Annotated in this window: 9 protein-coding genes; 5 read left to right on the plus strand and 4 right to left on the minus strand. The window is 73.9% G+C overall.

What is annotated here, in order from left to right; all coding sequences use genetic code 11:
* Positions 1-20 precede the first annotated feature (20 nt).
* Genes ACFYO9_RS23190 through ACFYO9_RS23205 form a run of 4 tightly spaced genes read right to left on the minus strand, consistent with a single transcriptional unit; the run spans position 21 to position 4,785 of the window.
* Positions 21-1,133, minus strand: a complete 1,113-nt coding sequence (locus ACFYO9_RS23190) for a type III polyketide synthase (protein WP_355807371.1) — start codon at positions 1,131-1,133, stop codon at positions 21-23.
* Positions 1,114-3,240: an MMPL family transporter gene (locus tag ACFYO9_RS23195; protein WP_355807369.1), complete on the minus strand. Its 2,127-nt coding sequence runs from the start codon at positions 3,238-3,240 to the stop codon at positions 1,114-1,116. The genes ACFYO9_RS23190 and ACFYO9_RS23195 overlap by 20 nt, the downstream gene beginning before the upstream one ends.
* Before the next feature lie 47 nt (positions 3,241-3,287).
* Positions 3,288-4,514: a beta-ketoacyl-[acyl-carrier-protein] synthase family protein gene (locus tag ACFYO9_RS23200; RefSeq protein ID WP_355807367.1), complete on the minus strand. Its 1,227-nt coding sequence runs from the start codon at positions 4,512-4,514 to the stop codon at positions 3,288-3,290.
* A complete protein-coding gene (locus tag ACFYO9_RS23205) occupies positions 4,504-4,785 on the minus strand; it encodes a phosphopantetheine-binding protein (RefSeq protein WP_355807365.1) in 282 nt (93 codons plus the stop codon). Before ACFYO9_RS23205 ends, ACFYO9_RS23200 begins: the two co-directional genes overlap by 11 nt.
* Before the next feature lie 161 nt (positions 4,786-4,946).
* Here ACFYO9_RS23205 and ACFYO9_RS23210 point away from each other — a divergent pair, with 161 nt between their 5' ends.
* The 5 genes from ACFYO9_RS23210 (at position 4,947) to ACFYO9_RS23230 (ending at position 11,490) form a co-directional block, all read left to right on the plus strand.
* On the plus strand, positions 4,947-5,717 hold the full coding sequence (locus ACFYO9_RS23210) for an N-acetyltransferase (protein WP_355807363.1): 771 nt from the start codon (positions 4,947-4,949) through the stop codon (positions 5,715-5,717).
* A 282-nt stretch (positions 5,718-5,999) separates the two neighbouring features.
* Positions 6,000-6,668, plus strand: coding sequence for a SurA N-terminal domain-containing protein (locus ACFYO9_RS23215; RefSeq protein WP_358776277.1), 669 nt, complete (start codon positions 6,000-6,002; stop codon positions 6,666-6,668).
* Between the two features lie 40 nt (positions 6,669-6,708).
* Positions 6,709-7,776 (plus strand): nucleoside triphosphate pyrophosphohydrolase, encoded by a 1,068-nt coding sequence (locus tag ACFYO9_RS23220; protein ID WP_358776275.1) that lies wholly within the window; start codon positions 6,709-6,711, stop codon positions 7,774-7,776.
* 43 nt (positions 7,777-7,819) lie between these two features.
* On the plus strand, positions 7,820-10,072 hold the full coding sequence (locus ACFYO9_RS23225) for a hypothetical protein (protein WP_358776273.1): 2,253 nt from the start codon (positions 7,820-7,822) through the stop codon (positions 10,070-10,072).
* A 107-nt stretch (positions 10,073-10,179) separates the two neighbouring features.
* Positions 10,180-11,490 (plus strand): cytochrome P450, encoded by a 1,311-nt coding sequence (locus ACFYO9_RS23230; protein ID WP_358776271.1) that lies wholly within the window; start codon positions 10,180-10,182, stop codon positions 11,488-11,490.
* Positions 11,491-11,571 lie beyond the last annotated feature (81 nt).

An 11,571-nucleotide genomic window follows, 5' to 3' on the forward strand; every position in this document is an offset into this window, starting at 1 on the left:
CTGCCGGCCGAGGCGGCCGCCTACCAGCTGAGGAGGACCAGTTCGATGGCGAAGCCCGGACCCATGGCGGCGACCACGCCGGGACTGTCCGGCGGTGGGGGTGCCTTCATGGCGGCCTGCAGGATGTCCAGCACGGAGACGGACGAGAGATTGCCGTGCTCGGCGACGGAGCGCCGGGTGAGTTCCAGGGCGCGCGGCGGCAGGCGCAGAGCGCGCTCCACTGCGGTGAAGACCTTCGGGCCGCCGCCGTGAATGATCCAGCCGGCGATGTGGTCCGGCGTCAGCGCGTGCCGTTCGAGGAGGGGACGGAGGGCTGCGGGCAGGTGCTCCTCCGTCAGGGTGGGGACCTCCGGCGCCAGCAGAACGCGCAGGCCGTGGGAGCCGATGTCCCAGCCCAGGACGTCCTCGGTGCCGGGAAGCAACAGGCTATGGGTGTCCACCAGCGCGGGCCCATGGGAAGCACCGTTCCGCTGGGCTCCGGTGGCGACGACTGCCGCGGCGCCGTCGCCGAAGAGGCTGCCGGCGACGATGTTGGCAACGGCGGTGTCGTGGAACTGGTAGGTCAGGCTGGTGAGTTCCACGGCGAGCAGGACGGCGACCTGGTCCGGATGGGCCAGCAGGTAGTCGTGGAGCCGGGCCAGGCCGACGGCGCCGCCGGCGCATCCGCTGCCGAACAGCGGGATGCGCTTGACGTCGGGCCGCAGCCCCACTCGGTGGGCGAGGCGGGCTTCCAGTGAGGGCACGGTCATGCCGGTGACGGTGGTCGTGATCACCGCGTCGACGTCCTGCGGGCGGATGCCGGCGGCGCGCAGGGTGCCGGTGATGGCCTGCTCGCCCAGGTCGAGTGCCACGTCGAGCCACAGACGGTTCTGTTCGGTGAAGTCCTGCTGGCGGGCGAGTTCGACCAGCTTCTCCAGCGGCAGCGCCAGGGAGCGGGTGTCGATGCCCGAGTTGTGCGCGATCTTGCGGAGCACGAGCGCGCCCGCTGGCGACTCCAGCGCGGTGGTGCGGGCCAGAGTGGCGAGGATCTCACGCTGGGGGTAGGTGTAGGGCGGGAAGACGGTGTGGATCGCGGCCACTCGTGGGGCGGTGGCCGTCGGTGGTCGGGTGCGGTCATGGGGAGCCTGGTGCATCTGGATCAGCCCCGCCTTTCTTGTCGGCTGCGACGATCCCGGACCGGGACCCGATACGGGCAGGGGACCACCAGTTGAGGGGGCCCAGAGCCGCCATCACGGCGGGTACCAGCACCCCACGTACCAGGACGGCGTCGACGAGCGCGCCGAGCGCGACCCCGATGCCGATGAACTTGAGCAGGGCGACCTGCGAGGTGGCCATCGCGGCGGTCGAGACGGCCACGGCCGCCGCAGCGGACGTCAGCAGGCGACCGGTGCGGGCGATGCCTTCGACGATCGACGCGTGGTTGTCGCCGCGGCGATCGAACTCCTCCCGGATGCGGCCGAGCAGGAAGACCTCGTAGTCGACGGACAGGGCCAGGGCGATGAACAGGACGAACAGGAGTACGGAGGCGTCCAGCGAACCCGTCGTGGTGAAGCCGCCGAGCAAGGCGCTGCCGTGGCCGTCCTGGAAGAGGACGACCAAGGCCCCCAGGATCGCGCCGAGGCTCACTACGGCGACGGCCACCGCTTTCAGGGGAGCGACGACCGTGCGGGTGAAGGCGGTCAGCAGGAGCATCAGGCCCGCTCCCAGCAGGAGCAGGCAGGTGGGGAGGGCGTCCAGGACACGGTGCGCGGTGTCAGTGATCTCCGCGGCGCGTCCGCCCACCAGGACACTCCCCGGTGCAGAGGCCCCCCGTACCTGCCGCACCGTCGTCCGTGCCGCTCGGGTGTCGGGGGCAGCGGATGTGGCCGCCAGGAGCACGGCCCCCTCGGCTGCCGGAGACGTGGACGCCACGCGGACGGCGGTGACGCCCGGGAGCCGGGCCAGCCGCTCACCGTGGGCCACGGCGCCCCCGGCCGCCCTGGGGCCGGTCACCACCACGGTGAGGAACCGCTCGGGCGGTGCGGTGAAGTCGGCGCGCACCCGCTGCGCCGCCGAGGCGGCCGGGGCGGACGAGGGCAGCGTGCGTTCGTCCACGATGCCGAGGCGCGCGTGGAGTGACGGCAGCGCGAGGAGGGCCAGGAGCAGGAGTGACAGACCTCCGGCCATCAGCGGCCGGGCGGTGACGGTGGAGGCCGCGCGGCGCCAGAAGCGGCTTTCGTCACCGATACGGGTACGTCGCCACCGGGCCAGTGGATCACAGGCCTGGGCTCGGGGGCCCAGCACGCGCAGGCAGGCGGGAAGCACCGTCAGGGTGACCAGGGCCGCGAGCACGGCGACGGTCATGCCGGCCAGGGCCAGGGCGCGGAGCATCGGCACCGGGACGGTCAGGGCGCCGGCCAGGCAGACGGTGACGGCGGCGGCCGAAAACGCCACTGATCGGCCGCTGGTGTGCCGGGCGGCTGCCAGCGCCGTGTCCAGGTCAGCGCCTCGCGCGCGCTCTTCCCGTACCCGGGCGAGCAGGAAGAGGCTGTAGTCGACGGCCAGACCGAACCCGATCGCGCAGGCGGCGCTCACCGCGACCCGCGAGATGTCGACGACCTGCGCGAACAGGCCCAGGACCGGGATGGCGCAGCCGATGGTGAGCGCGGCCCCGATCACGGGCAGGAATGCGGAGACCACCGAGCCATAGGCGAGGACGAGGACGACGAACAGGACCGGGGCGGCCAGGAGTTCGGACCTCCGCAGGTCGTGTTCGACGCGCTCGTCGATCTGCCGGTTGGCCCAGGTGGCGCCGCTGGGCCGTACGTCGGCTTCCGGGGCAGCCGCGCGGGCGGCGGCGACCACACGGTGGGCCGCCTGCTTGCGTTCCTCGTCGGTCCCCCGCAGCCGTACCGGGACCAGCAGGGTGCGGCCGTCGTTCGACCGCAGCCAGGTGGCCGGCGTGGTCCGCGCGGACCAGGCGGTCTTGACGTCGCTGCGTCCCTCCAGGGACCGCAGCACCGCGGTGGCGGCATCCTGGACGGCGCCCTTGCGGCCGGTGCCGGGGCGCTGGGAGAGGGCCAGGACGAGATCGGGTGAGGGCACGCCGAGCCGTTCGGCCTGTCGGGCGGCGCGTTCGGCCTCGGTACCCGTGGCGACCGCCCCGCCTGTGCTCAGCGCCGAGAAGGCGGCCGGCGTCAGCGCCGCCGCGCACACCGCCGCCAGTACGGCGCAGGCCAGGATCAGCCAGGCACGGCGCACCGCCGGGTGGGCCCTCCGCGGGTCTGCGTGCGGGTGCGGGGCCCGCACTAGGGGGCAGCCGTGAACAGCAGGACCGCGTTCTGGCCGCCGAACCCGAAGGAACAGCTGAGGGCCGTCCCGCCGTGCGTGGGCCGCGGCCGCCCGGTGACGATGTCGAGCTTGTGATCGCCGTCCTGGCCCTGGAAGTTCGCCACCGGCGGGATCAGCCCGTGCCGCAGGGCGAGGACCGTGTACGCCGCCTGGATGGCGCCGGCCGCCCCCAGCGCGTGTCCGATCACGCCTTTGGACGCGGTGACCGGCGGCCCGTCGTCACCGAAGACCCGGGTGAGAGCCCTGGCCTCGGCCGCATCGTTCAACGGGGTCGAGGTGCCGTGCGCATGGACGTGGGCGATGTCATCCGGTCCGCGTCCCGCGTCCGCCAGCGCCGCGCGGATGGCGCGGACCGCTCCGTCTCCGCGCGGATGCGGGGCGATGGGATGGTGGGCGTCGGCTCCGGCGCCGTACCCCGTCAGGAGTGCCTGGACCGGGGCCCGGCGGGCACGGGCGGCGCGGGCATGTTCCAGGACGAGGACACCGGCCCCCTCGCCGAGGACGAAGCCGTCGCGGCGCGCGTCGAACGGCCGGCTGGCCAGGGCGGGCTCCTCCCGGCGCCGGGACAGCGCCCGCATCCGGGTGAAGCAGGTGGCCGTCATTCGGGAGCGAGCGGATTCGCTGCCGCCAGCCAGCACAATGTCGCACGTACCCGACCGCAGCAGGTCCCGGGCGATTCCGATCGCGGTGGCACCCGAGGCACAGGCACTGGCGGTGGTGAAGTTGGGTCCGGAGGCTCCCAGATCGATCCCGACCTCACCGGCGGCCATGCTGGGAACGCTGCGCGGAAGCGCGAGCGGCGAGACGCGGTCGGGCCGCTCCGCACCGAGGTGACCGAACTCGCCCACGTAGGTGCTCAGACTGTTCGATCCGACCCCCAGCACGACCCCCACCCGCTCCGCGTTCCACGTACGGGGGTCGAGGCCGGCGTCAGCGACGGCGCGACGGGCGGCGACGAGGGCGAACTGGATGAAGCGGTCCACCCGTCGCGCCGATGCGCGGCCGAGCTCCTTGTCCGCGTCGAAGTCCGTCACCCGGCAGGAGAAGTCGACGGGAAGCCCCTCCAGTTCAGGGTCCGCGGCGGCCAGGGAGCGGCCCCGGCACAGAGCCGTCCAGTTCGCCTCCGCGGTCCGGCCGGCCGGGGTCACCAGGCCCAGCCCGGTGACCGCGATGTCAGAGCGCACGTTCGAATGCTTGCGCCGCCTCGCCAAGGGTGGAGGCCGGGCGCAGGTCGAGCGCGTTCTCGGGCAGGACGATCCCGAACTCCTCCTCTGCCGCGATCACCATCTCCATCAGCGACAGCGAATCCATGTCGAGGCTCTCGAAGGTCGTCGCGGGAGACAGTTGGTCGGCTTCGACCTTCACGTCGAGGTGGCCGGTCAGCAGCGCCACCAACTCCTCCGGGAGCTCCGGACGCCGCAGACTCCGCACCGACGCCTCATCCATCTGTGACATGCCTTCGTCTCCTGAGTTCTCACCGGGCAGCGGGCACTGCCCCAACGATCTTCCGCGCGGGCGGGACACGGGTCCGGCCGCCCGGGTCCGTCGCCTCGAGGACGCCTCCCCGCACGAAAACCCGTTCCCACCTGCCCCGCGGACCCCGTACCGTCCGCCCCATGGACCTGAAGATCACCACCCTGGCCGAGCGGCCCGACCTCGTGGGCCCGGCCTGGCGCATGGCCGAGGACTGGCCGGAGTTCATCCTGCACGACCCCGTCGGCTGGTCGCTGATAGGCCGGATCGTCGCGGAACTCCCGGAGTACGTCCTGGTCGCCACCGACGAGGACGCCTCCACCGGCGCCGGCGACGGTGACGCAAAAGTTCTGGCCCGTGCCTTCAGCGTCCCGCTCGCCCTGCGCGAACGCACCGGCGGCGAACTGCCCGACGGCGGCTGGGACCAGGTCATGCTGTGGGCCTTCTCCGACCTGCGGCACGGCAAGCGGGCGGACACCGTCAGCGCCATCGAGATCACCGTCGACGAGACCGCGCGCGGCAAGGGCCTCTCCGGACGGATGCTCGCGGCCATGCGCGACAACGCCCGCGCCCGCGGCTTCTCCGAGGTCGTCGCGCCCGTACGCCCCAACGCCAAGCACCTCGAACCGGCCGCACCGATCGACGAGTACGCGTACCGCACCCGCGAGGACGGTCTCCCCTACGACCCGTGGCTGCGGGTGCACGTGCGGGCGGGCGGCGTCATCGACAAGGTCGCGCACGCCTCCATGACGGTGTCCGGGTCGACCGCGCAGTGGCGCGAGTGGACCGGACTGCCCTTCGACACCGAGGGCCCGGTCGAGGTGCCGGGCGCCCTGGTGCCGGTGCACTGCGAACCGGCGCGCGGCTACGGCGTGTACGTCGAGCCGAACGTCTGGGTCCGGCACACCGTGTGACGCCCGCACGTCGTTAGGCGCCCGCACGCCGCAAGGCGCCCGCTCCCCGGAGACCACCGCTTCGGACATGTGCGCGGCCCGCGCTCGTACGGCGGGCGAGGGTGCCCCAACCCCCGGGAAATCGTTGGTCGAATAGGTGTCGAATGGCTGGCCGAGACGACGGCCACTGCCTACCATCGATCACCGCAAGACTTTGTGCGCCCGCCCGTCGCCCGACCACCGCCCCTGGTGGAGGCGCTAGCGCGCCGCAGCGATTTGCACAATCTCCAACGGGAGGCTTCCTTGCACCGCCGTCGTCGCACAGCGCTCATCCTCTCCGCGGCCGCCGTCGCCGCGGCCCCCCTCCTGACCGCCTGCGGCAGCGAGGCGCACCCAGGCGCCGCGGCCGTCGTCGGCGGCGACCGCATCACGGTCGCGCAGCTGGAGGGCCGGGTGAACGAGGTGCGTGACGCGCAGCGTGCCGCGGTCCCCGACGACGCGCAGTACTCGCAGGCCATCGCCAAGTCCGGTGGCCTCACCCGCTCCACGCTGCACACCATGGTCCTGGACAAGGTGCTGCACCGCGCGGCCACCGACGCCGGCGTCGACGTCACGCGCCGCGACATCCAGACCATGCGCACCGGGCTCGAACAGCAGGCCGGTGGCCGCAAGGCCCTGGAGCGCGGCTGGCTGCAGCAGTACAGCGTCGCCCCGGCCCGCCTCGACGAGAGCCTGCGGACCGAGATCGAGGCGCAGAAGCTCGCCCGGAAGCTGGGCGCGGACATGAACTCGCCGCAGGGCCAGGCGCAGTTCTGGAAGGCGCTCTCCGGCGCCTCCAAGAAGCTCGACATCGATCTGAACCCGCGTTACGGCGCGTGGAACGTCGACAAGAACAAGCGCATGGACACGAAGACGCCGTGGCTGCGGCAGGTCTCGGAGACCGGGGCGTCCCAGCAGGAGCAGCGGGCCTGACCGGCCGGGTGGTGTCGGCGGGCTGGGTTACGTTCGACGGGTGAACGAGACCGAGACCCCGCCCCCGGCCGACGCCCCCGACGCCTCCCGGACGCTTGACGCACTCCACGCGCCCGACGGCCCCGGCGCCTCCGTCGGCCGCGTCATCCTGCTGACCACCAGCCACCGCGTCGCGCCCGGCCTGCTGTCCTGGCCCGCCTGGCAGGCCCTGCACGCGGCCGACGCGGTGCTGTGCGGCGACGCCGACCACCCGCAGCTGCCGTATCTGCGCGAGGCGGGCGTACGCGTGGAGCAGGCGGCGCCCACCGCGCAGGAGCTGGTCGACGCCTGCGCCGGCGGCCGCACGGTCCTGGTGCTCGCCACCGCCGAGGGCGAGAGCCCCCTCACCGACGGCCTGGCCCGGCTCGCCGGCTCCGGCCGGGTCGCCATGCCGGACCTGGAGCTGCTGCCCGCCTCGTACGACCTGCCGGGCGCGCGCCTGCTCGACCTCGTCCAGGTGATGGACCGGATCCGCGAGGAATGCCCCTGGTCATCGCGCCAGACCCACGAGGGCCTGGCGAAGTACGCGATCGAGGAGGCGTACGAACTCGTCGAGGCGATCGAGGAGGGCGACCGGGACGAGCTGCGCGAGGAGCTCGGCGACGTCCTGCTCCAAGTCGTCTTCCACGCGCGGATCGCCGAGGAGGGCGGCCCGGGGGAGGAGGACGCGCCGTTCTCCGTCGACGACGTCGCGGGCGGCATCGTCGAGAAGCTCATCCACCGCCATCCGCACGTCTTCGGCGACGCGTCGGCGCGGACCCCGGAGGACGTCAAGGCCCACTGGCTGCGCACCAAGGCGCAGGAGAAGCAGCGCACCTCGGTCACCGAGGGCGTCCCGCTCGGCCAGCCCGGCCTGGCGCTCACGGCGAAGCTGGCGTCCCGGGCGCGCACGGAGGGGCTTGAGGTGACGGCGCCGACGGGGGAGGGCGTGGGGTACGAACTCCTCGCGCTGGCGCTCCGGGCCGAGGCGGAGGGCGTCGACCCGGAGGCGGCGCTGCGGGTCGCGGCGCGGGCCTATCGCGACGCGGTCCGTGCCGCCGAAGGCGGGGGAGCGGCGGACCTGCGCTAGTACCGTTGCTCCCTGGAGCCGTTCGGCTACGGAGGGGGTTCGCGTGGAACCGGAGTGGGAGCAGCTGGCGGCTTCGGCGACCGCCGCCCTGGTGGCCGCGATGGGGTCGCGGCGGTGGGCCGAGGCGCGGCCCCGGTTCTCGCGGTTCCTGCTGGCCGGGGGCGTCGCGGCAGGTGACGGCCTCATGCTGGACGTCGCCGCGCGGCAGCTCGCCCGCGCCGGCGCGGACCCCCGGGAGTTCGAGGCGCGCTGGTACCGGAACCTGTGCGCGGCGGCGTCCGCCCCGGCGCGGCGGCCGCACGAGGTGAGGGCGGAACTCCTGGCGCTGGTGACGGAGTTCGGCGGGGGCGGGATCGTCAGCCGGTCCGTGCTCTGTCCGCAGGGGCACCGCGCGTGGGAGCCGACCTTCTGCGAGGTCTGCGGCACCCCGCTGTCCTACCTCGCGCGGCTCCCGCGGGACGCTTCGGCGCCGCGCAAGCCGAGCCGCCTGTTCCGCCGCCCGCCCCCGCCGGAGTCGCCCGACCCGACGGGGTTACCGGAGCCGTCCCTTCCGCCACCGCCCGGTGGACCGGCGCCCGTTCCGCCACCCGGCGCGCCCGTCGGCCCGGCGACCCCGGGCCCGTACAACAGCGTGCCCCCGGGCCCGTACAACGGCGTGCCCCCGGCCCCGTACAACGGCGTGCCCCCGAGCCCGTACAACAGCGTGTCCCGAAGCGCCGTCGAGTACCTCATCCAGTCGGGGGTCATCAGCGGCGGCCTGCACCTGACGTCGCCCCGGGCCGGCCGTGATCACGTCGAGGTCGGCGCGGGCGCCGCAGGGCCCGGCGGCCAGGTGATCGGCGTCCAGAACAACTACGCGGGCGGCGCACCGCAACCGCAGGGCGCGGACGGCTGGCCCCGCGTCGGCGCGCTGCGCCGGCACGCCCCCGGCGTCCGCCCCGCGCGCCGCTTCGGCTTCGAGCAGCGCCTGCCGCCGTACGTCGAACGCGACTGCCACCGTGAGCTGTCGGCGATGATCACGCTCGCCGTGACCGACGGCGGTCTGGTCGTCGTCACGGGTGAGCCGCTCTCCGGCAAGACGATGACCGCCTGGGCCGCGTTGCAGCACGGCGCCGGGGACGACGCCCGGGTCCACGCCCCGCAGCCGGGGACCGACCTGCGCGATCTGCCGGGCAGGATCCCGGACCGCGCCCCCACGGCCCGGCACGTGGTGTGGCTCGACGACCTGGAGGACCACCTCGGCGAGCACGGCCTCACCGCGGGCCTGCTCGCCCGGCTCACCCACGAGGGCGTGCTGGTGCTCGCCACGATGCGCGACGAGGCGTACGACGCGCACCGGTTCGGCGCGGGCCCGGCCTCGCGCGTCCTCAGCGCCGCCGCCACCGTCGAGCTGACGTGCCGTTGGAGCGCGGCGGAACTGACGCGGCTCGCGGCCGCCGACGACCCGCGCCTTGTGGACGCCGTGCGGTGGCGCGGCACGCTCGGCGTGACCGAGTACCTGGCGGTGGGGCCCGAACTGTGGGACGAGTGGCGCAGGTCCGCCCGGCGCGGCGGCCCGCATCCGCTCGGGCACCTGCTGGTGCGCGCGGCGATCGACCTCGCGCGGTGCGGGCTCACCCGGGGCGTCACGCCGAAGCTGCTGACGCGGTTCCAGGAGGAGTACGAGGCGGAGTACGGGAAGGAGTCCGGGGCGGACGACGCCGGGCGCGAGGAGCTCGACGCGGCGCTGGCCTGGGCCGCCGCGCTCCGGCACGGGGTGAGCGGGCTGCTCGTGCCCGGCGAGTGGCCCGGCACCTGGCGGGCGTGCGGGTCGCTGGTCGCGGACGCGGCCCGGTCCGCCGGTACCGAGCCGCTGCCGGACAGCGCGTGGATCCGCGCGTACCGGGAGCTGGAGCCGCACGACACCGCCGAACTGGACGCGCTGGCCGCCGCCTTCCGCCTCGCCCTCACGCCGCGCGCGGCGAGCGGGGACGTGCACGCCCTGCTGTGGCTCGGCCGGCTCGCCCGCGACGAGGGGGACCTGGCGGGGGCCGAGGGGTTCTTCCGCGACGCGGCGGGCCGCGGGGACACCCGGGCCGCGGCCGCGCTGGGCCACCTGCTCGCCACCCGCGTCGCCTACGCGGAGGCGGTCCCCTATCTCACGGCCGCCGCCGACGCGGACGAGCCGGGCGCGGCGGCCCTCCTCGGCCAGGTCCACCAGCACCTGGCGGTCCACTACTTCCGCATCGCCCGGGCAGCCGGCGACGAGTCGGCCACCCGCCGCCTCAAGGGCCCACTCCGCCCGACGCCCCCCTAGACCTGTCCGACCCGTCCGACCACTCTCTCTTCCGCGTCGCGAAGCCGCCCTCCGGGCGACGAAGGGAAGGGTCGGACAGGCCCGCATAAACAGATACCGTCGACCCCATGCACGACCAGCAGCCCCCAGCCGTCACCCCCTGCCCCGCCGCCGGAGGCTCGCCGCGGCCCGAGCTCTTCAGCTGGGAGTTCGCCACCGACCCGTACCAGGCGTACGCCTGGCTGCGGGAGAACTCGCCGGTGCACCGCACCACCCTGCCGAGCGGCGTGGAGGCCTGGCTGGTCACCCGGTACGCGGACGCCCGGGACGCCCTCGCCGACCAGCGGCTCAGCAAGAACCCGGCGCACCACGACGAGTCCGCCCACGCCAAGGGCAAGACCGGCATCCCGGGCGAGCGCAAGGCCGAGCTGATGACGCATCTGCTCAACATCGACCCGCCGGACCACACCCGGCTGCGCCGACTCGTCTCCAAGGCGTTCACGCCGCGCCGCGTGGCCGCCTTCGCGCCCCGGGTGCAGGAACTGACGGACCAGCTCATCGACGCGATCGTCGCCAGGAGCGGCGACTCCCGCGGCACGGCCGACCTCATCCACGAGTTCGCCTTCCCGCTCCCCATCTACGCCATCTGCGACCTGCTCGGCGTCCCCCGCGAGGACCAGGACGACTTCCGCGACTGGGCGGGCATGATGATCCGGCACGGCGGCGGGCCCCGCGGCGGCGTGGCCCGGTCCGTGAAGAAGATGCGCGGCTACCTCGCCGAGCTCATCCACCGAAAGCGCCTCGACCCCGGCGACGACCTCATCTCCGGCCTCATCAAGGCCTCCGACCACGGCGAGCACCTCACCGAGAACGAGGCCGCCGCCATGGCCTTCATCCTGCTCTTCGCCGGCTTCGAGACCACCGTCAACCTCATCGGCAACGGCCTGTACGCACTCCTCACCCACCCCGAGCAGCGCGCGCGGCTGCAGCGGGCGCTCGCCGAGGGCGACACCGGGCTCCTGGAGACCGGCGTCGAGGAACTGCTGCGCTACGACGGCCCCGTCGAGCTCGCCACCTGGCGGTACGCGACGGAGGCGGTCCGCATCGGCGGCCAGGACATCGCCGCGGGCGACCCCGTCCTCGTCGTCCTCGCCGCCGCGGACCGCGACCCCGACCGCTTCGAACGGGCCGACACCCTGGACCTCTCCCGCCGTGACAATCAGCACCTCGGATACGGCCACGGCATCCACTACTGCCTCGGCGCACCGCTGGCCAGGCTCGAAGGCCGGACCGCCCTCGCGACGCTGCTGCGGCGCCTTCCCGACCTGCAACTCGCGGCGGATCCCGCCGATTTGCGGTGGCGTGGCGGACTGATCATGCGGGGACTGCGCACGCTGCCGGTGGAGTTCACGGACGCACAGCCCCAGGGCCGTGACTGACGGGCCGTCACGACTGTGATGTTCACGTGATCTCCGCTGCATCGACTTGTGACAAGCGTTCGACTGCGGCTACGTTCACGA

It is taken from the genome of Streptomyces sp. NPDC005863 (assembly GCF_042871345.1).
GTDB lineage: Bacteria > Actinomycetota > Actinomycetes > Streptomycetales > Streptomycetaceae > Streptomyces.